1 protein-coding gene is annotated in these 402 nt (G+C 63.4%); it reads left to right on the forward strand.

What is annotated here, in order from left to right; translation table 11 throughout:
- Positions 1–24 precede the first annotated feature (24 nt).
- The coding region (locus AC1D0P_RS31010; protein ID WP_477680233.1) for a glycosyltransferase at positions 25–402 on the forward strand (378 nt) is incomplete at its 3' end.

A 402-nucleotide genomic window follows, 5' to 3' on the forward strand; every position in this document is an offset into this window, starting at 1 on the left:
GCCAGCCTCCTGGCGCCGGGCACTGTGCGTTTGCGATTGGCCGGCAATGTCTCCGCTGAGGAGAGGGCTCATATCCTGTCGCTGGCGCCTGATGTCGACATCGAATTCGTCGGCTTCGTCAGCCCCAATGCGTTCTATCCGACAGTCGAGGTCGTCGCCGTGCCTTCGCTCTGGGAGGAACCGAGCCCGCTTGCCCTCATCGATGCGCTGGCGGCCGGGCGACCGGTCATTGCCACGCCCTATGGCGGCTTGCCGGAAGTGGTCTCGGATGGGCTCACGGGCTGGATTGTCGCCGCCGATGCCGAGAAGCTGGCCGGGGCGATGCAGGCGCTGCTCGACCATCCCGAAAAAATAGATCAAGCCCATCACGCACTCGTGCAAAATTTTCACAGACGGACACAG

The organism is Polaromonas sp. P1_G2 (genome assembly GCF_056405515.1).